The sequence below is a fragment of the Aeromonas sp. QDB31 genome, assembly GCF_027707605.1.
Taxonomy (GTDB): Bacteria; Pseudomonadota; Gammaproteobacteria; order Enterobacterales; family Aeromonadaceae; genus Aeromonas; species Aeromonas media.
Genome location: NZ_JAPCIX010000003.1, coordinates 327127 through 345995 on the forward strand (window position 1 = coordinate 327127; position 18869 = coordinate 345995).

The following is an 18869-nucleotide window of genomic DNA, read 5'->3' on the forward strand; positions in this document are numbered from 1 at the left end:
CAGGCTCCAACTGTGCCACATTTCGACGGGTGAACAAGAAACCGACAAGGAGCCTGTCATGTCCCTCAAACCCCTCGCCCTGCTGGTCGCCTTCGGCCTGCTCACCGGCTGCGCCCCCCAGAGTGCTTTTCATTATGTCCCCCCTCCCCAGACCCTGATCGCCCCGGAGGCAGCCAGCGGCTGGACCGACAAGCCGGGCTGGCAGGGGCGCGACTTCATGGTGGCCGCGGCCAACCCGCTGGCGGTGGATGCGGGCTACCAGATCGTCAAGGCGGGAGGCAGCGCCGTTGATGCGGCCATCGCCGTCCAGCTGGTACTGACTCTGGTGGAGCCGCAATCCTCCGGGATCGGCGGCGGCTCCCTCATGCTGGTGTGGGATGGCAAGCAGGTGGCGGCCGTGGATGGCCGTGAGACGGCACCAGCAGCGGCCACGGATCAACTGTTCATGAAGGATGGCAAACCCATGGCGTTCTACGACGGCGTGGTGGGCGGCCGCTCGGTCGGCGCCCCCGGCACGGTGCGCGCCCTGGCCCTGGCCCACGAGCGCTATGGCAAGCTGCCCTGGGCCAGCCTGTTCGAGCCCGCCATCACCCTGGCAGAGCAGGGCTTTGTGATAAGCCCTCGCCTCGCCACCCTGCTCGCCAAGGATCCTTATCTGGCCAAAGACCCCGAGGCCAGGGCCTATTTCTATCAGGCGGACGGCAGCCCCAGGGCGGCGGGCACCCGCCTCACCAACCCCGCACTGGCCGGGGTACTCAGGACGCTGGCACGGGACGGTGCCGATGCCTTCTATCGAGGGCCCATCGCCGAGGCCATGGTGGCCAAGGTGCACGCCCATCCCACCAACCCCGGGGTGCTGAGCGCCGCGGATCTGGCCAGCTACAGCGCCAGGCTGCGGGACGGTCTCTGCTTTGACTATCGCCAGAGCGAAGTGTGCGGCTTCCCGACCCCCTCCTCCGGCACCCTGGCGCTCGGCCAGATCTTCGGCATGCTGGAGAGCCGCGACATGGCGGCCCTCAGGCCGGTACAGGGGGCGGACGGACGGCTGGCGGCGTCGAGCGATGCCATCCACCTTTACAGCGAGGCGGCGCGGCTCGCCTTCGCCGACCGCAACCAGTACGTGGCCGACGGCGACTTCGTCTCGGTGCCGGTGCGCGGCATGCTGGACAAGGGCTATCTCGCCGAGCGGGGTCGCCTCATCGGGGAGACATCCATGGGCGTCGCCCAACCGGGCACCCCGCCACGAGCACTGGCCCGTGGCCAGGATGCCACCCCCGAGCTGCCCTCCACCAGCCACGTTTCCATCGTGGATGGAGACGGCATGGCGGTCTCCATGACCAGCTCCATCGAGGACGGCTTCGGCTCCCGGCTGATGGTCAACGGTTACCTGCTCAACAACCAGCTCACGGACTTCTCCTTCACCTCGGTGGATGCCGCCGGTCTGCCGGTGGCCAACCGGGTGGAGCCGGGCAAGCGCCCGCGCTCCTCCATGTCGCCCCTGCTGGTGTTCGACAAGCAGAGCAAGCAGTTGGAGATGAGCTTGGGCTCCCCGGGTGGCTCGGCCATCATCAACTACGTGGGCAAGACGCTGCTTGGCACCCAGGACTGGGGCTTGAACCTGCAGCAGGCCATCAACCTGCCGAACTTTGGCAGCCGCAACGGCCCCACCGAGCTGGAGCAGGGGCGCACGCCCGAGGCCGTGATCCAGGGGCTCAAGGCCAGGGGTCATGAGATAGTGCTCAGCGAGCAGACCTCGGGGTTGCAAGGGGTACAGCGCAATGCCGGCGGCTGGTTTGGCGCCGCCGATCCGCGCCGGGAAGGGGTTGCCAGAGGTGACTGAGTAAGGACAAACGCCTCAGCCCGCAGGCAGGCGCCATGCCTGCCCAATCAATCAGGCCGCCCGTGGGCGGCCTGATTGATTGCGACTGGAAGTAACTCTCAGGGATGAGATTGCACTGCCGGGCGAGCCAACCGCCAATGTTGGCGTTCAATCTGTTCCAGCCGTGCGGCCTGCACTTCCATCTTGCTGGCAGGCGTCACTGACCAGTCGGGCGGAGTCCACCAAGGCAGCGTCAGCAACAGAACAAACAGGCTGGCCAGATAGCAGCGCATGGGAGACTCCAAGAGAGTGTGGATCCTGACTGGGAAGAGGACCCCCTCTATCCCCAGCATGCTCCCATGCTCACTCATCTTGATGACCGCCAGGTGACAGCAACCCCTGCTTGTCCCGTTATTGATAACGGAGTGACCTTATACCCCCAGCCGATCTCGCAAGGTGTACCAGGCGGCGCCGGCGGCGGTGAAGGGGATGCGCAGCAGGCGGCCACCCGGGAAGGGGTAGTGCGGCAGCTTGGCAAACGCATCGAAGCGCTCCGCCTGACCGCTCAGCACCTCGGAGAGCAGCTTGCCCGCCAGATGGGTGCAGGTGACGCCGTGGCCGCTGTAACCCTGCATGTAGTAGATGTTGGGGCCGATGCGACCAAACTGTGGCAGGCGCGACAGGGTGAGCAGGAAGTTGCCGGTCCAGGTGTATTCCACCTTGACCCCCGCCAACTGCGGGAAGGTCTTCAGCATCTTGGGGATGATCAGCCGTTCGATGTCCGCCGGATCCCGCGCGCCGTAGACCACGCCGCCGCCGTAGATGAGCCGGTGATCGCCGGAGGTGCGGTAGTAGTCGAGCAGGTAGTTGCAATCTTCCAGGCTGTAGTTTTGCGGCAGCAGGGCGCGGGCCCGCTCTTCCCCCATTACCTCGGTGGCGATGACTTGCGTGCCGCAGGGCATGCTCTTGCCGGCGAGCTCGGGCACCAGGTTGCCGAGGTAGGCATTGCCGGCCACCACCACGAAGCGCGCCTTGACCGCCCCTTTGGCGGTTTTGACCAGAGCCGGTTGACCGGGAGTGATGCTGGTGACGGCGGACTGCTCGAAGATCTGCCCCCCCTGCATGCGGATGGCTTCGGCCTCCCCCAGCGCCAGATTGAGGGGATGGATATGGCCGCCACTCTTGTCGAGCAGGGCGCCGACGTAGCGATCGCTTGCCACCACCTCGCGCACCCCGTCGGCATCGAGCAGCTCCAGCTTGTCGTTGCCCCACTTCTGCCAGCGCTCATATTGCGCCTTGAGTTCATGAAGCTGCTTCTCGGTCTCGGCGGCAAAGACCCCGCCCTCCTGCAGATCGCACTGGATGTTGTAGCGTTTGATCCGCTCGCGGATGATTTGGCCCCCTTCAAACAGCATGGAACCGAGCAGCCTGGCCTGATCCGGCGGGCAGTTCGCTTCTATGGTGTCGATGTCGCGGCTGTAGGAGTTGACGATCTGGCCGCCGTTGCGACCGCTGGCCCCGAAGCCGACCCGGGCCGCCTCCAGCACCACCACCTTGTAGCCCTTCTCCACCAGATGCAGCGCACTGGAGAGGCCGGTATAGCCCGCCCCGATGACACAGACATCGCACTCCAGTTGCTCGGTCAGTGTCGGGTAGGGCGCGTGCTGATTGGCGCTGGCTGCGTAGTAACTCTTTACATGTTCGGTCATGATCCCTGTTTCCTTACCGGTTCGTTTCCAATATTCGCGCTGTTCAATCTCAAAAGCTGGCGGGGGTGTGGGCGCTGACGATGCGACAGACCTGCCCCGACGGGTTGCTGAAGCTGTGGGGCTCGCCGGTATCGATCACATAGCTGTCTCCGGCGCTGAGCTGATAGGTCTGCCCGGCCAGACTCAGCACGACCGAGCCCTCCAGCACGGTGCCCACCTCCTCACCCAGATGCTTGACCTGTCCCCCGGTGTCCGTGCCGGGGGCATAGGTCTCCAGCATGAAGCCGAGCTGACGACGATTGTTGCCGTTGTGCACCAGCTTCATGGAGACCCCCTGGCTGCCCAGCTCGATGAGTTGATCGGCCTTGATCACCACGCTCGGCGCCCGCGCCTCCTCTTCGGCGAAGAAGCGGGAGAGCGGCAGCTCGTAGACGCAGAGCAATTTTTGCAGCGAGGCGACCGAGGGGCTCACCTTGTTCTGCTCTATCATGCAGATGGCACCGTGGGTCAGGCCGCTCAACTCGGCGGCCCGGCGCTGGGAGAGCCCGAGACTACGGCGAAGGAGGGCGAGCCGCTCTCCCATGGTTTTATCCATCCCTTTGTCAGACAAGGGGTTATCCGTCATGGTCTGCCACTGGACCTCGCCTTGTGGTTGCTGCATCCCCACCTCCTTGTATGGCCATTCGAATACCTTGTGACGACTGGTTAAAATAATACGTCAACCTCGGCCCTCTGTTCGTTATCCTGCACAGCCGAGAGCGTTCATTATTTTGCACACCCCACACGATGAGGAACGCAAGAATCGTCCTGACAGCCCCATTTCTAGCATGCAGCGTACCGTTCACTCAAATATATTTAACACTTGAAAAACATTTCGGCTCACTTTATGGTCGTTACGTGCTTATTATTCTATACGGTGGCACCACGGGATGAGTTGGCCACCCAGACCCACAATCGAGGCTTCCTATCTATGTCAGCATCACAACCCGCACTCTCCCTGATCAAATCCCTTGCCTATATGGATGGCCGCTGGTGCGAGGCCCGGAGCGGACGCCGGTTCGAGGTCCTGAACCCGGCGACCGGCCAGCTCATCACCCAGGTACCCGACATGGACGAGGCGGATACCCGGCTTGCCATCGCGGCGGCTCACCGGGCCCAGCCCGCCTGGGCGGCCCTCACCGCCAAGGAGCGCAGCAACAAGCTTTACGCCTGGTTCGAGCTCATCATGGCCAACCAGGATGAACTGGCCCGCATCATGACCTGCGAGCAGGGCAAACCCCTGGCCGAGGCCAAAGGGGAAGTAGCGTACGGCGCCAGCTTCATCCAGTGGTTCGCGGAAGAGGGCAAGCGCGCCTATGGCCGCACCATCCCGGGTTTCAGCGGTGACAGGCGTCTGGCCACCATCAAGCAGCCGGTTGGGGTCGTGGCCGCCATCACCCCCTGGAACTTCCCCATCGCCATGATCACCCGCAAGGCCGGCCCGGCGCTGGCCGCCGGTTGCACCATCGTCATCAAGCCCGCCGCCGAGACGCCCCTGTGCGCGCTGGCGCTCGCAGCCCTGGCCGAGCAGGCGGGCATCCCCGCCGGGGTCATCAACATCGTCACCTCCCATCAGGCGGCCGCCGTGGGCAACGAGCTGTGCAGCAACAAGACTGTGCGCAAGCTCTCCTTCACCGGCTCCACCCGCATCGGCAAGCTCTTGATGCGCCAGTGCGCCGACACCATGAAGCGGCTCTCTCTGGAGCTCGGCGGCAACGCCCCCTTCATCGTGTTTGACGATGCGGATCTCGACGCCGCCGTGGCGGGGGCGCTCGCCTCCAAATACCGCAACGCCGGCCAGACCTGCGTCTGTGCCAACCGCATCCTGGTGCAGGCCAGTGTCCATGACGCCTTCGCCGAGAAGCTGGCCGCCGCGGTGCGCAGCTTCAAGGTGGGGGATGGCATGGGTGAGGGTACCCAGATTGGCCCCCTCATCAATGCCGCCGCCGCCGACAAGGTTGCCTCCCTGGTCAACCAGGCCGAGGCCGCCGGTGCCAGGGTCCTGGTGGGGGGGCAAGCCCATCCCGCCGGCCCGCTCTTCTACCACCCCACCATCCTGACCGGCGTGGCCCCGGACAACCCCATCCTGCAGGAGGAGATCTTCGGCCCCGTGGCCCCGCTGGTGCGCTTCGAGACCGAGGCCGAGGCCATCGCCATCGCCAACGACACCCCCTACGGCCTCGCCGCCTACTTCTATGGCCGCGACATCGCCCGCGTCTGGCGGGTGGCCGAGCAGCTGGAATACGGCATGGTCGGCATCAACGAGGGGATCATCTCGACCGAATTGGCGCCCTTTGGCGGCATCAAGGAGTCGGGGCTCGGTCGGGAAGGGGCCAGCGAGGGCCTGGAAGAGTATCTGGAGACCAAGTATCTCTGCTTCGGCTCCATTGCTTAAATATTCATTTATTGTAAATATAAAATCTTTAGTGACTGGGGTGTCTCGCGTCGTCCATCCCATGGCACCACCACAAGGAGAGGGTCAGCAGCCAGGCTGCCGGCCCATCACAGTGAATTGAGGGGCTTGCCCCAGAGGGAGAATAGAGATGAGTAACCAATCCTGGCAGGCCCGCCGTGAAGCGGCCGTGGTACAGGGCGTCGGCACCCTGCTGCCGGTCTTCATCGACCGGGCCCAGAACGCCGAGCTGTGGGACGTGGAGGGCAACCGCTACATCGACTTTGCCTCCGGCATCGCCGTGCTCAACACCGGCCACAATCACCCCAAGGTGGTCGCCGCCGTGCGCGAGCAGCTCGAGAAATTCAGTCACACCTGCTTCCAGGTCACCCCCTATCCGGGCTATATCGAGCTGGCCGAGAAGCTCAACGCCCTGATGCCGGGCCCCACCCCCAAACGTACCCTGTTCCTCTCCACCGGCGCCGAGGCGGTGGAGAATGCCATCAAGATCGCCCGCGCCCACACCGGTCGCAGCGGCACCATCGCCTTCAAGGGGGGCTTTCACGGCCGCACCATGATGGGGATGGCGCTCACCGGCAAGGTGGTGCCCTACAAGACCGGCTTCGGCCCCTTCCCGGGAGAGGTCTATCACCTGCCCTTCCCGGCCGACTACCTGGGGGTGAGCGAGGCGGATGCCCTGGCGGCGCTGGATCTCTGCTTCAGCTCGGACATCGAACCGGCCCGGGTGGCCGCCATCATCATCGAGCCGGTGCAGGGGGAAGGGGGCTTCTATGTCGCCTCCCCGAGCTTCCTGCAAGCGCTGCGCAAGATCTGCGACCAGCACGGCATCCTGCTCATCTGTGACGAGATCCAGAGCGGTTTCTGTCGCACCGGCAAGACCTTCGCCATCGAATACAGCGGCGTCGAGCCGGACATCATGACGCTGGCGAAGAGCCTGGCGGGTGGTTTCCCCCTCTCCGCCGTGGTGGGCAAGGCGGCCATCATGAACGCCGCCAAGCCAGGCGGTCTCGGTGGCACCTATGCGGGATCCCCCATCGCCTGCGCCGCCGCCCTGGCGGTGCTGACGGTGATCGAGGAGGAGCGGCTCAATCAGCAAGCCCTGGCCCAGGGCGAGCAGATCAAGGCGCGCCTGCACCAGTTGGCGGAGCGGTTTGACTGCATCGGCGACATCCGCGGCCCCGGGGCCATGGTGGCCATGGAGCTGGTCAACGGGCGCGATGCCAGTCAGCCAGCCCCGGATCTCACCAAGCGGCTGGTGGCCGAGGCGGGCAAGCGCGGCCTAGTGCTGCTGGCCTGCGGCGTACGCGGGAACGTGATCCGTTTTCTCGCTCCCCTGACCGCCCCGGCGGCCATCATCGATGAAGGGCTGCTCTTGCTCGAGCAATCCCTGGTGGCCTCATTGACCTGATCCGGAAGAAAGCGTTCGCCTATCAAGTGCAAAAAAATGCGTTTTTGTCCCCTTGATATGCTTGTCAAGGGGACAGCACGAATGCACAATGCGCCGCCGTATTCAAGGACCGTCCGCTCATCGCAGCCCGGTTCTTTTTTTGCGTCAAATAAATCCATAACGAGGCCGGAACAGACCGGAAATGATAACGAGATGGACAGCCATCTCACGACACCCGCTTCTTAGTGAGGAACACCATGGGGTATATCACCGCTTTCCTGCCGGCCCGCGCCGGTCTGCGCCAGCCGTCTGTGCTACACATTGGCGCCCCCAATGCCCAGGCTGACATCACCGTCACCCTGATCCCCTCGGCCCGGATGGAGAAGACAGCATGATGCATGCTCATCCCGCCGGTCTGAAAAAGAGCCTCAAGCTGTGGCACGTGGTCATCATGGGGCTGGCTTACCTGACCCCCATGGCCGTGTTTGACACCTTCGGCATCGTCACCGAGATCACCGAAGGCCATGTGCCGACCGCCTACCTGTTCGCCCTCATCGGCATGCTGTTTACCGCCATGAGCTACGGCCACCTGGTGCGCAAGTTCCCCTCGGCAGGATCTGCCTACACCTATGCCCAGAAGGTGTTCCACCCCTATGTGGGCTTCATGGTGGGCTGGGTCTCCCTCCTCGACTACATGTTCATGCCGATGATCAACATGCTGCTGGCCAAGATCTATCTGGAGGTGTTGCTGCCCGGGGTTGATCCCTGGATCTACATCCTGGGGCTGGCCGCCATCATGACCTTCCTGAACCTGCGCGGCATCAAGCTGGTGGCGAACTTCAACAGCCTGATCGTCATCATGCAGTTCAGCATCATCGCCGTCTTCATCGGTCTTATCGCCTGGGGCGTCCACCAGGGGGAAGGGCTCGGCACCGTCACCAGCAGCCGCCCCTTCTTCTCCGATCAGATGGCCCTGACGCCGCTGCTGACCGGCGCCTCCATCCTCTGCCTGTCGTTCCTGGGGTTTGACGCCATCAGCACCCTGTGCGAGGAGACCCCCAACGCGGATCGGGTGATCCCCCGCGCCATCCTGCTCACCGCCCTCATCGGTGGCGTGCTCTTCATCAGCGTCTCCTACTTCCTGCAGCTGTTCTTCCCGGACATCTCCCGCTTCCAGCAGCCGGATGCGGTGTTGCCGGAGATCGCCCTCTACGTGGGGGGCAAGCTGTTCCAGGCCGTCGTGCTGGTCTGCACCACGGTGGCGGTGCTGGCCTCCGGGCTCGCCTCCCACGCCGGCGTGTCGCGCCTGCTCTACGTGATGGGGCGGGATCGCGCCCTGCCGAGCCGCTTCTTCGGCTACATCCACCCGACCTGGCAGACCCCGGCCCTGAACGTGCTGCTGGTGGGGGCCCTGGCCCTCTCCGCCGTGTCATTCGATCTGGAGATGGCGCTGGCGCTCATCAACTTTGGTGCCCTAGTGGCCTTTACCTTCGTCAACCTGGCGGTGATTGCCCACTTCTATGTCAGGCTCGGTCACAACAAGACCCTGCGGGAGCACCTGGTGTTCCTGGTACTCCCCCTGTGCGGAGCCGCCTGCATCGGCGTGCTCTGGCTCAATCTGGAGCCGGCCTCCTTCGAGCTGGGACTGATCTGGGCCGCCCTCGGCGCCCTCTACCTGCTGCTGCGCCTGACCGTCTTCCGGGTCCAGCTGCGCCGCCCCGAGGGTGACGCCTCCTGACACCTCTCCCCCGAGCCCGCCCCGTGCGGGCTCTGTCTTGATGTCGCCCCCCTTTTCAAGCCCTGCGGGCCTCGATGACTCCTTACCCGGGCAACAAAATCCCCGTTGGGGGCCTTTTTAGCTTGTCTCCCTCCCCCCCTGAGGGCACAATATCGCGCCCCTTGAGAGCCGATGTTTTTACAGCATCGGTTCTTTGCTTTTGTGGGGCAAACCACCATTCACCAAGAGGCCGGACCTTGTGCCGGAATTGATACCGAGATTGCCAAACAATCTCCCGACGTTGTGAGGAAAAACATGGGGCATTTCACTGCTTTTCTGCCGGTCCCCGCCGGCGTACGCCATCCATCTGTACAACAGAGTGGCGTCCCCTGTGTCCAGCGACGCGCTGCCGCGTCCCTGAGCCCGTCCCATTTCGCCCATGGGGCCCGTGCAGAGGAGAAAGCGTGATGGCCGGTGCCAAGCTGCTCAAGACGCTCACCCTGTTCCAGGTGGTGGTGATGGGTCTGGCCTACCTCACCCCCATGGCAGTATTCGATACCTTCGCCATCGTCGGCGACATCACCGACGGCCGCGTCGCCACCGCCTACCTGCTGGCCCTTGGCGGCATCCTGCTGACCGCCTTCAGCTACGGCCATCTGGTGCGCCGCTTCCCCTCGGCGGGGTCGGCCTACACCTATGCCCAGAAGGTGTTCCACCCCTATGTGGGCTTCATGGTGGGCTGGTCCTCCCTGCTCGACTACATGTTCATGCCGATGATCAACATCCTCCTGGCCAAGATCTATCTGACCGCCATGTTCCCCGGCGTCGATCCCTGGATCTTCATCTTCGGCCTGGTGACCGTGATGACCTTCCTGAACCTGCGTGGCATCAAGCTGGTGGCGAACCTCAACGGCTTCATCGTGTTCATCCAGATCGCCATCATCCTCACCTTCCTCGGCCTCATCGCCTGGGGCCTGAGTCACGGTGAAGGGGCCGGCACCCTGATGAGCAGCCGGCCATTCCACGTGGAGTCCGCCAGCATGCTGCCGCTGTTCACCGGCGCCACCATCCTCTGCTTCTCCTTCCTCGGCTTCGACGGCCTGAGTTCGCTCTCCGAGGAGACCCCGAACGCCGGCAAGGTGATCCCCCGCGCCATCGTGCTGACGGCCCTGATCGGCGGCATCATCTTCGTCACCGTCTCCTACAGCCTGCAGCTGTTCTTCCCGGATCTGGCCCGCTTCAAGGAGCCGGACGCCGTGCTGCCGGAGATAGCCCTCTACGTCGGCGGCACCCTGTTCCAGAGCGTGGTACTGGTGTGCACCACCGCGGCCGTGCTCGCCTCCGGCATGGCGGCCCACGCAGGCGTGTCGCGCATCCTCTATGTGATGGGGCGCGATCGCATGATCCCGGAGCGGGTGTTCGGCTACATCCACCCCACCTGGCGCACCCCGGCCATCAACGTGCTGCTGGTGGGGGCCCTGGCCCTCTCCGCCGTGTCGTTCGATCTGGACATGGCGCTGGCGCTGGTGAACTTCGGCGCCCTGGTGGCCTTCACCTTCGTCAACCTGTCGGTCATCGGCCAGTTCTGGGTACGTGAGAAGCGCAACAAGAGCCTCAAGGAGCACCTGCTGTTCCTGGTGCTGCCGCTGCTGGGCGCCGCCACCATAGGGGCGCTCTGGATCAACCTGGAGCAGAGTTCCCTGGAGCTCGGTCTCATCTGGGCGGGGATCGGGGTCACCTACCTCTTCCTGCGCCTGGCGGTGTTCCGCATTCCCTTCCGTCAGTACGAGGAAGCGGCCGACGGTCAGTAAGCACGGCCGGACGACAACCAAACAGAAGGGGAGCCATGGGCTCCCCTTATTGCATGCAGACCTGTGGCGGGCTATCCCTCAGCCCTGGTTGATCACCGCGGTGGCGGCCGCCTTGACCGGATCCCTGGTCACGGCGTTGACATCCTTGCGGGTCTGATTGACCTTGTCTTTCGCCTGTTTCAGCTCGGCACTCTGCTTGCCCAGGGTCGCATTGGTGTTCTGCTTTGCCTCTTTCAGACCCGCCGTCTTCTTGTCCAGCACGTCCGTGGTGTTCTTCTTCACCTCGGCCCTGGCCTTCTCCTTCTGCTGGCGCACCAGCTTGTCGGCATCGCAGTTGCCCTTGACCCCCAGGGTCGCATTCATCGCCTCGTTTCTGGCCGCCTTGTCGAGGTTGCACTCGGACTTGAACACGCTGGCCTGCGCACCAGCAGACAACAATCCCAGGGAGAGACACAAAACCCATGCACGCATCATCGCTTCCTCATTTTGAAGACAGGAAAGCGAGGCAGCATATAACCCTTGGATCCCAGTGCAAGACGAGAAGCCGGTTATGATCCGGATGACGCCATATCGGCGTTTGCTCCGACACTTTTTGTCTGCGGCGCCCCCTGCCGCCCTGTCACCAAAACATCATAAAAGTGTCACGTTGTCATATTTCTGTCATGGAGCGCTGCTGTAATGCGCCCGTCCATTTCAACGCAGAACGACCCCAAGAGGCCATATGCACAGCACCGTATCTTCCGCACTCCAGCAGACCCGCCGTCCCGGCCCCCTGTTCAACTGGCTCGCGGTGATCACGCTGATCTACCTGATCCTGGTCGCCGTTGGTGCCGTCTCCCACGGCTTCAAGGGCTTCTCCGGCGGCGCCGAGGGCGCGGCCCAGATCTTCGCCTTCGCGAACAACCCCTTCGTCGCCCTGCTGCTCGGCATCCTGGCCACCGCCCTGGTGCAGTCCTCCAGCACGGTCACCTCGGTCATCGTCGGCCTGGTGGCGGGGGGCCTGCCCATGGAGATGGCCATCCCCATGGTGATGGGAGCCAACCTCGGCACCACCATCACCAACACCATCGTCTCCCTCGGTCACATCCGGGACAGAGAGGAGTTTCGCCGCGCCTTCGCCGCCGCCACCGTGCACGACTTCTTCAACCTGCTGGCGGTCTTCATCTTCCTGCCGCTGGAGTTGATGTTCGGCCTGCTGCAGCAGAGCGCTGAGTGGGTCTCCGGCCTGCTGATGGGCTCCGCCGACATGTCGATGAAAGGCATGGACTTCATGAAGCCCATCATCTCGCCGGCACTGGATCTCATCGATGGGGCCGTCGCCTTCCTGCCGGGCAAGGGCGCCGCCATCGCCACCATCTGCATCGGCATCCTGCTGATCCTGGGTTGCGTCACCACCCTCGGCAAGGTACTGCAGCGGGTCATGGTGGGCCGCGCCAAGGAGCTGCTGCACAAGGCTCTGGGCCGTGGTCCGCTGACCGGTATCGCCTCCGGCACCCTGGTGACCGTCATGGTGCAGTCCTCCTCCACCACCACCAGCCTGATGATCCCCCTGGCCGGCGGCGGTGTGTTCAACACCCGTCAGCTCTACCCCTTCACCCTGGGGGCCAACATCGGCACCACCATTACCGCCCTGCTGGCCGCCACCGCCATCAGCGGTGCCGGTGCCCAGCTGGCACTGACCATCGCCCTGGTCCACGTGCTGTTCAACCTGTTTGCAGTGGTGCTCATCTACGGGGTCCCCTTCCTGCGCGAGCTGCCCATCAAGGCCGCCGAGACCCTGGCCCGGATCGGCAGCGAGAACAAGCTGCTGGCGCTGGGTTACGTGGGCGGGCTCTTCTTCGCCCTGCCCGCCCTGATGATGGTGGCGGTGAAGTAATCCGCCCTCATGAGACGAGGGGGCAGATCCTGGCCCCTCGTCGTCTGTCTGCCCCGTCACATCCTCCTGCGTCCCGACTCGCCCTCCCTCCCCGACTGGGATAAGATGCCGCCTTCATTGCATTTAAGGAAAACCCGATGAAGTTCATTCTGATCGCCCTGCTGATCGCCGGCGCCGCCTACTACTTCTACTCCAGCAGCAATAACAAAAAACTGGCCGAAGAGAACGTGCGCAAGGGCGCCGAGTTCCTCGCCAGCAACAAGGAGAAACCGCTGGTGACCACCACGGCCTCCGGCCTGCAGTACGAAGTGCTGACCCAGGGCAGCGGCACGGTTCACCCCACCGCCACCAGCAAGGTGAAGGTACACTACGAGGGCAAGCTGCTGGACGGCACCGTGTTCGATAGCTCCATCGCCCGCGGCGAGCCCATCGAGTTTGGCCTCAATCAGGTGATCAAGGGCTGGACCGAAGGGGTGCAACTGATGGTGGAAGGGGAGAAGACCCGCTTCTACATTCCCGCCAACCTGGCCTATGGCGATCGCGCCGCCGGCAAGATACCGCCGGGCTCGGTGCTGATCTTCGACGTGGAGCTGCTGGGTATCCAGTAAGGTTTCTGGCTCGAGCACCAGCAGACGAGCTCCCGCCGGGCATCCTGCAATACCCGGCACATGAAGAAAACAGGGCCAGCATGGCGATGCTGGCCCTGTTGTTTTAGGGTCATCTCCCACCTTCATCTATCAACTCATAGTTAACAGTGCTTATACATATCGCCACATTGTTAACTTCCTATCCGAGGCAGATAATGACCCCATCGTCAGTGGCCCCTTGCCCTGACCCGGCCATGCGCTGCGTGCCGGCATCATTGATAGGAGTCTCGCTATGGCTATCGCCCCCGTCTGGTTCATCTCCCACGGCGCCCCGGATCTGGTCCTGCGGGATCAGCCTGCTACCCAATTTCTGGCGACATTGCGCCTTGGCGGCATCAAGGGACTGGTGGTGATCTCGGCTCACTGGTTCAGCCGAAGCGAGCTGCAGATCAACGTCGAGCCGAGCCCGGCATTGATGTACGACTTCTATGGCTTCCCCGAGCCCCTCTATCAGATCCGCTGGCCAGCGAGGAGTCCCCAGTGGCTGCAGGAGGCGGTGGGCGATCAGCTGCTGCTGGCCGGCCTGCCCGCCACCCCGGTGCATCGTGAGCTGGATCACGGGGTCTGGTCACCCCTCTCCCTGATGGATCCCCAAAGCGAGATCCCCCTGGTGCAGCTCTCCATCCCGGCCAACTTCACCCCGGCCCAGCTGTGGCAACTGGGAGAGGCGTTGCAGGGCCTGCGCGCACAAGGCATAGGCATCCTCGCCTCCGGCGCCATCACCCACAACCTGCGGGCACTCGGGCCGGACGACAGCCCGGTGCCCCGCTGGGCGAGCACCTTCGTCAGCTGGCTGGAGCAGACCATGGATGAGGGTGACAGGGCGGCGCTGGAAGATTATCGGGCCCGCGCTCCGGGCGCGGTGGAATCTCATCCCCACGACGATCACCTGCGTCCGCTGTTCGTGGCACTCGGGGCGGCGGGAAGCGACAGGCCAACCCGACTGCACCAGAGCTGGGACTATGGCAGCCTCTACATGGGTGCCTACCGGTTCGGCTGATCCCGGCACCGCCCAGGGCGGCAGATCCTCGGCACGGATGGCGGATCAGGCCGCCATTTTTGTACCTTTCATGCTTGCCGTGTCCAAACAGGGGACTCGTTATAGCCATTTTCCGGTAGAATGACCGCCTTTGGGTGAAATGCGGCAAGGATGGCTGCCCCGTTCCTGGTGGCATGATGAATCTCTATCGATCACTGATCCTGCTCTGTCTGCTGATCATCCAGCCTGCGCTGGCGTTGACGCTGCACAGCCGTCACGACTCCGAGATAGCCCCTCCCCGCTGGTCCAAGGCCGAGCAAGACTGGCTGCGGCAAGCCAAGTTGCTACGAGTCGGCCTCCTCGAGCAGGGCTATCGCCCCTTCAGCATAATCGTCTCCCAGAGTCGATTCGAGGGGATCTCCGCCGATTACCTCGGCATCCTCGCCAAGATCCTGCACAAGCCACTGGCGCTGTGCCTCTTCGCCGACAAGGAGAGCGCCCTGCTCGCCCTGCGCCGGGGAGAGATCGATCTGGTCAACCTCGGCAACCTGACCCTGGCGGACACGGAGGCCTCCGGGATCCGGCTCAGCAGGCCCTACTTCAGCAGCCCCCTGGTCTTCTCGGCCCCCAAGCCGCACCAGGGCCCCCTGCTGACACCGGGCCAGCGCGTCGCCACCGTAAAGGGCCAGATAGACGAGCAGCGATTCAGGCTCTACTACCCCACTCTCACCCTGGTAACCCATCCCTCCAATGCGGAGGCTTTCGACGCCGTCTTCTTCGGCCGCCAGGAGATACTGCTCAGCGACGCCCACGCCATGCACTACCTCAACAGCGAGCGCTTCGACCACCTCAGGCAACGTGGCGAGGCACCGCCCAGCCTGGCACCAGCCGACTTTCGCTTCGCGCTCTCCACCCGCTCCCCGGCGCTGCTCGGCCTCATCAACCACGGCCTGGACGCCATCGACGAGGGAACCCGCAATGCCATCTTCAGTCAGTGGAACGGGCCCATTCGTGACATGAATGACGGCGCGAGCGAGCGCTATGACGCCGTGGAGCTTGCCTGGATGCACCAGTCGCCCCCCATCATGGTGTGGCTGATGGACAACCTCTACCCCTATGGCGCCCTGGATCACGACGGCCAGCTCACCGGCATGACGGTCGACATGCTGGCCAAGGTGAGCAAGCGCACCGGCCTCTCCTTCGAGTTCATCCGCTTCGACTCCGACCGGCAGCGGGACGAGGCCATCCGCTCGGGGCGCCTCGATCTCATCGGTGCCATCTCCCGGCCCGTGGCCGATCGCTATGGCCTGCGCCCCTCGGTCCCCTATGCCACGGACGACATCTACGTGATCCTCACCCATCAGAGCGAGGAGGGCATTGCCTCCCTGCAGGATCTGGCGGGCAGGCGCGTAGGGATGACCCGCTACAATCCGCTCGCCGATGAGCTCGAGGGCAGCAGGCTCATCACCATGGAGAGCGCCGAGGAGGCAATGCAGGCCGTCGATGGAGGCAGACTGGACGCCGCCATAGTTCCGCTCTATTTTGCCCGCCATGCCCTGGACAACGATCCGCAAACCCGGCTGCGCATCGCCGGCCCCGCCGATGAGGAATCCATCCGGATGGGCTTTGCCAGCCTGCCCGGCAACGAGATGCTGATGGGGATCCTCGACAAGACCCTGCTCGCCATCCCGCCCAACGAGCTGGCCATGGTGAGCTACGAGTGGCGCAACCGCAAACTGCCGAAGCCCGGCTTCATGGAGCGCCACGCCCACGCCTTCTACCTGTTGTTTGCGGTGCTCTTCGCCCTGGCGCTGGTGCTGCTCTATCGCAACCTCATGCTCAAGCGGCTGGCCCGCGCCGAGCAGGCCTCCCGCCAGCAGTTGGAGGCCCAGGTGAGATTCATCCGGGCGCTGGGGGAGAGCCAGCCCCACCCCATAGTGGTGCGGGACAAGGGCGGCAAGGTATTGCTGTGCAACAGCAAATACCTGGCCCAGCTCGGTGCCCGTCCGGAAGACGTCATGGGGCACCCCTTCGCCCGGGGACTGGAAGGGCAGATCGACCCCCAGAGCATCACCGCCCTGGAGCGGGACTTCGCCAAGGTGCTGCAGCAAGGCCAGCCCATCTTCGCCGATCGGATTTTCCAGCGCGAAGGGAGGCAGATCGACATCTATCACTGGATGGTGCCCTACTTCGATGCCGAGGGCGCCATCAGCGGGGTGATCGACGGCTGGATCGACATCACGGACCGCAAGCAGCTGGAAGAGGCCCTGCGCCAGGCGAAGCTGCAGGCCGACAGCGCCAGCCGGGCCAAGAGCGACTTCCTCGCCACCATGAGCCACGAGATTCGTACTCCCATGAACGCCATCCTCGGCATGCTGGAGCTGGCCACCGAGGATCCCGCCCTCAGTCGTCACAGCGCCGAGCTGCTGCGCATCGCCGCGGACTCGGCCCACGGTCTGCTGGATCTGCTGGGGGATACCCTGGATATCGCCAGCATAGAGGCGGGCCAGATGACCCTGACCCCGACCCCCTGCGAACTCACGCCGCTGCTGGAATCGGTCACCCGGGTATTCCGGGGCATGGCCGGGCAGAAAGGAGTGCGCTATCGCGTCGAGTTGCCCGACGCCCCCCTGCCGACCGTGATGATCGATGCCCTTCGGCTGCGCCAGATCCTTTTCAACCTGATCGGCAACGCCATCAAGTTCACGGAGCAGGGCGAGGTGAGCATCAGCGCTACCCTGGCGGGAGACCCCCTGCCCGCCCCCGTGCTGCACCTCGTCATCGCAGATACCGGGGTCGGCATTGCGGCGGACAAGCTGCCCCGGTTGTTCACCCCCTTCTACCGGGCGCACTCCCCCGAGCAGTACCCGGGCAGCGGCCTTGGTCTGAACATCGCCCGGATCCTGTGCCAGATGATGGGGGGAGAGATAGGTGTCGACAGCGAGCCGGGACGGGGGACCCGCCTCGAGATAAGGCTGCCCCTGACGCTGGCGGCGCCGGGTCTCCCGCTGGTGATGGCGACCCCCGTCGACCCTCCCCGGGAGCCGGGGCCCCGGCTGCGGATACTGGTGGTGGATGACAATCATGCCAACCAGATCCTGCTGCGCCAGCAGCTCAAGCACTTGGGACACGACGTCAGCGTGCGCAGCAACGGGTTGGAGGCCCTGCGCGCCGTCGGCAGCCACCCCTTCGATCTCGTCATCACCGACTGCCAGATGCCGGTGATGGATGGTTTCGACCTGGCGCGCAACCTGCGTGCCCGTGGCCATGAGCTGCCAGTCTGGGGCTTTACCGCCCACGCCTTGCCCCGGGAGCGGGAGCTCTGCCTGGCCGCCGGCATGAACGACTGCCTGTTCAAACCCATCGGTCTCGCCCGCCTGCGCGCGGCGCTGGCCGATCTGAACCGGGAAGCATGACGGGGCGGAACAAAAGAGAGTCGCGGGTTTGAACGGACGGGAATGGCGGGAAGGGGGATCTCTTGAACGAGGAGGTCAACCCTGTGACAAGATCGCGAGGGCTGGCTCCTCAGCCATGCAGGCAAGACGCCCATGCCGGGTTGCCAGCCATAAAAAAAGACAGCCTTGGCTGTCTTTTTTCACTGTGGGCAAGGGATCAGTAGAAGATCCGCTCACCCCGTTCGCTCATCTTGAGCCACACCGGCTTGGTGCTGGTCTTGCTCCAGATCCGGTGCAGGTAGCTGTAGAAGCGGGCGCGATCGCGGCGAAACAGCATCACCGGGAAGGCGAGCAGACCCACCATCAATACGAAGATGCGGCGAAGGATTATCTGAGTCAGAGAGAAGGGATGAAACATGATTTAACGCCTCACTGGTAAGACCACCGAGCAAAGATTACTCCACAATCTGTAGGATTACTACACCAATAAGCCCGTTTTTTTATAAAAAAACCGCCTAAAATCAAGAAAGTGAAACCGGGTTACATTATTTAACCAAAGAGCAACAAGACTGGCAAAAACCACTCCCTGGACAAGAGTTAGAACATGGGCAGGTAAATGGAGGGAGAAGGGAATGAAACTGGCAGAAATCGCGGTTCTGAGCGTGCTCGGTCTGCTCGCCTGGACACAGTGGCAGGAGTGGCAGCTCAATCGGAATGACGCCATCACGCTGGCGTACCAGGGAGTGCCTGTCGTCAGTCTGTGGCAATGCGGTCAACTGAAGCAGAAGATGGCCGATCTGACCGACCACGCCGCCGAATTGCAACTTCAGTACCGGGGACAATCTCTCGACGACATAAGTCACTATCTGCAAAGAGAGTGGCGCCATCAGGGCTGCGAGCTGTTATTGGCCCAGCAAGGATATTGAACGCAAGGGGATATGCCGAAAGAGGTTCTTGGAATGAAACCTGGCATGGAACAAGGATGAAAACGAGGAAGAAGATGGAGGCACGTTCCGGAGTCGAACCGGACTAAACGGATTTGCAATCCGCTGCATAACCGCTTTGCTAACGCGCCAT

At 63.6% G+C, this 18869-nt stretch carries 16 protein-coding genes and 1 tRNA gene; 11 read left to right on the top strand and 6 right to left on the bottom strand.

The features are described from left to right. Positions 1 to 58: 58 nt before the first annotated feature. Positions 59 to 1840 (top strand): gamma-glutamyltransferase, encoded by a 1782-nt coding sequence (gene ggt, locus PG898_RS05235; protein WP_270824346.1) that lies wholly within the window; start codon positions 59 to 61, stop codon positions 1838 to 1840. A gap of 98 nt (positions 1841 to 1938) precedes the next feature. On the opposite strand, the gene PG898_RS05240 is transcribed toward ggt, so the two are convergent. From PG898_RS05240 to puuR, 3 genes are all read right to left on the bottom strand, one after another. Beyond that, positions 1939 to 2112, bottom strand: coding sequence for a hypothetical protein (locus PG898_RS05240; protein ID WP_167332174.1), 174 nt, complete (start codon positions 2110 to 2112; stop codon positions 1939 to 1941). A gap of 138 nt (positions 2113 to 2250) precedes the next feature. Then, the gene (locus tag PG898_RS05245; protein ID WP_270824345.1) at positions 2251 to 3528 is read right to left on the bottom strand and encodes an NAD(P)/FAD-dependent oxidoreductase; all 1278 of its coding nucleotides are present in this window, start codon (positions 3526 to 3528) and stop codon (positions 2251 to 2253) included. Between the two features lie 49 nt (positions 3529 to 3577). Further along, positions 3578 to 4189 carry an HTH-type transcriptional regulator PuuR gene (gene puuR / locus PG898_RS05250; protein ID WP_042650494.1) on the bottom strand — a complete coding sequence of 204 codons (612 nt, stop codon included), beginning with the start codon at positions 4187 to 4189 and terminating at the stop codon, positions 3578 to 3580. 309 nt (positions 4190 to 4498) lie between these two features. Here puuR and PG898_RS05255 point away from each other — a divergent pair, with 309 nt between their 5' ends. The 5 genes from PG898_RS05255 (at position 4499) to PG898_RS05275 (ending at position 10895) form a co-directional block, all read left to right on the top strand. Further along, a complete protein-coding gene (locus PG898_RS05255; RefSeq protein WP_182785965.1) occupies positions 4499 to 5962 on the top strand; it encodes an NAD-dependent succinate-semialdehyde dehydrogenase in 1464 nt (487 codons plus the stop codon). Positions 5963 to 6110: 148 nt separating this feature from the next. Beyond that, a complete protein-coding gene (gene gabT, locus PG898_RS05260) occupies positions 6111 to 7388 on the top strand; it encodes a 4-aminobutyrate--2-oxoglutarate transaminase (RefSeq protein WP_270824344.1) in 1278 nt (425 codons plus the stop codon). Positions 7389 to 7624: 236 nt separating this feature from the next. Beyond that, positions 7625 to 7762 carry a hypothetical protein gene (locus tag PG898_RS05265; protein WP_005331854.1) on the top strand — a complete coding sequence of 46 codons (138 nt, stop codon included), beginning with the start codon at positions 7625 to 7627 and terminating at the stop codon, positions 7760 to 7762. Next, complete coding sequence (locus PG898_RS05270; RefSeq protein WP_226173121.1) at positions 7762 to 9105, top strand: APC family permease; 1344 nt, start codon at positions 7762 to 7764, stop codon at positions 9103 to 9105. Before PG898_RS05265 ends, PG898_RS05270 begins: the two co-directional genes overlap by 1 nt. 446 nt (positions 9106 to 9551) lie before the next feature. Next, a complete protein-coding gene (locus PG898_RS05275; protein WP_041206191.1) occupies positions 9552 to 10895 on the top strand; it encodes an APC family permease in 1344 nt (447 codons plus the stop codon). A gap of 78 nt (positions 10896 to 10973) precedes the next feature. Here the strand turns inward: PG898_RS05275 and PG898_RS05280 are convergent, their stop codons facing one another. Then, positions 10974 to 11366, bottom strand: a complete 393-nt coding sequence (locus PG898_RS05280) for a hypothetical protein (RefSeq protein WP_270824343.1) — start codon at positions 11364 to 11366, stop codon at positions 10974 to 10976. Between the two features lie 250 nt (positions 11367 to 11616). On the opposite strand from PG898_RS05280, the gene PG898_RS05285 reads away from it, so the two are divergent. From PG898_RS05285 to PG898_RS05300, 4 genes are all read left to right on the top strand, one after another. After that, entirely contained in the window at positions 11617 to 12771 is a 1155-nt protein-coding gene (locus tag PG898_RS05285; protein WP_270824342.1) for a Na/Pi cotransporter family protein, read from the top strand. A 137-nt stretch (positions 12772 to 12908) separates the two neighbouring features. Next, positions 12909 to 13379, top strand: a complete 471-nt coding sequence (locus PG898_RS05290) for an FKBP-type peptidyl-prolyl cis-trans isomerase (protein WP_171274255.1) — start codon at positions 12909 to 12911, stop codon at positions 13377 to 13379. A 271-nt stretch (positions 13380 to 13650) separates the two neighbouring features. Then, complete coding sequence (locus tag PG898_RS05295) at positions 13651 to 14418, top strand: DODA-type extradiol aromatic ring-opening family dioxygenase (RefSeq protein ID WP_226169841.1); 768 nt, start codon at positions 13651 to 13653, stop codon at positions 14416 to 14418. 176 nt (positions 14419 to 14594) lie between these two features. Beyond that, positions 14595 to 17813 (top strand): ATP-binding protein, encoded by a 3219-nt coding sequence (locus PG898_RS05300; protein WP_270824341.1) that lies wholly within the window; start codon positions 14595 to 14597, stop codon positions 17811 to 17813. 196 nt (positions 17814 to 18009) lie between these two features. Here the strand turns inward: PG898_RS05300 and PG898_RS05305 are convergent, their stop codons facing one another. Continuing rightward, entirely contained in the window at positions 18010 to 18210 is a 201-nt protein-coding gene (locus PG898_RS05305; RefSeq protein WP_005324353.1) for a YbfA family protein, read from the bottom strand. Positions 18211 to 18424: 214 nt separating this feature from the next. On the opposite strand from PG898_RS05305, the gene PG898_RS05310 reads away from it, so the two are divergent. Beyond that, positions 18425 to 18718 carry a hypothetical protein gene (locus PG898_RS05310; protein ID WP_042650499.1) on the top strand — a complete coding sequence of 98 codons (294 nt, stop codon included), beginning with the start codon at positions 18425 to 18427 and terminating at the stop codon, positions 18716 to 18718. Between the two features lie 75 nt (positions 18719 to 18793). Here the strand turns inward: PG898_RS05310 and PG898_RS05315 are convergent. Then, a tRNA-Cys gene (locus PG898_RS05315) sits at positions 18794 to 18867 on the bottom strand. Positions 18868 to 18869: the final 2 nt, after the last annotated feature.

What these genes read in the sequence shown, in the direction of transcription:
- ggt (WP_270824346.1), top strand. Translation starts at nt 59, where the DNA reads ATGTCCCTCAAACCCCTCGCCCTGCTGGTCGCCTTCGGCCTGCTCACC.
- PG898_RS05240 (WP_167332174.1), bottom strand. Translation starts at nt 2,112, where the DNA reads ATGCGCTGCTATCTGGCCAGCCTGTTTGTTCTGTTGCTGACGCTGCCT.
- PG898_RS05245 (WP_270824345.1), bottom strand. Translation starts at nt 3,528, where the DNA reads ATGACCGAACATGTAAAGAGTTACTACGCAGCCAGCGCCAATCAGCAC.
- puuR (WP_042650494.1), bottom strand. Translation starts at nt 4,189, where the DNA reads ATGCAGCAACCACAAGGCGAGGTCCAGTGGCAGACCATGACGGATAAC.
- PG898_RS05255 (WP_182785965.1), top strand. Translation starts at nt 4,499, where the DNA reads ATGTCAGCATCACAACCCGCACTCTCCCTGATCAAATCCCTTGCCTAT.
- gabT (WP_270824344.1), top strand. Translation starts at nt 6,111, where the DNA reads ATGAGTAACCAATCCTGGCAGGCCCGCCGTGAAGCGGCCGTGGTACAG.
- PG898_RS05265 (WP_005331854.1), top strand. Translation starts at nt 7,625, where the DNA reads ATGGGGTATATCACCGCTTTCCTGCCGGCCCGCGCCGGTCTGCGCCAG.
- PG898_RS05270 (WP_226173121.1), top strand. Translation starts at nt 7,762, where the DNA reads ATGCATGCTCATCCCGCCGGTCTGAAAAAGAGCCTCAAGCTGTGGCAC.
- PG898_RS05275 (WP_041206191.1), top strand. Translation starts at nt 9,552, where the DNA reads ATGGCCGGTGCCAAGCTGCTCAAGACGCTCACCCTGTTCCAGGTGGTG.
- PG898_RS05280 (WP_270824343.1), bottom strand. Translation starts at nt 11,366, where the DNA reads ATGCGTGCATGGGTTTTGTGTCTCTCCCTGGGATTGTTGTCTGCTGGT.
- PG898_RS05285 (WP_270824342.1), top strand. Translation starts at nt 11,617, where the DNA reads ATGCACAGCACCGTATCTTCCGCACTCCAGCAGACCCGCCGTCCCGGC.
- PG898_RS05290 (WP_171274255.1), top strand. Translation starts at nt 12,909, where the DNA reads ATGAAGTTCATTCTGATCGCCCTGCTGATCGCCGGCGCCGCCTACTAC.
- PG898_RS05295 (WP_226169841.1), top strand. Translation starts at nt 13,651, where the DNA reads ATGGCTATCGCCCCCGTCTGGTTCATCTCCCACGGCGCCCCGGATCTG.
- PG898_RS05300 (WP_270824341.1), top strand. Translation starts at nt 14,595, where the DNA reads ATGAATCTCTATCGATCACTGATCCTGCTCTGTCTGCTGATCATCCAG.
- PG898_RS05305 (WP_005324353.1), bottom strand. Translation starts at nt 18,210, where the DNA reads ATGTTTCATCCCTTCTCTCTGACTCAGATAATCCTTCGCCGCATCTTC.
- PG898_RS05310 (WP_042650499.1), top strand. Translation starts at nt 18,425, where the DNA reads ATGAAACTGGCAGAAATCGCGGTTCTGAGCGTGCTCGGTCTGCTCGCC.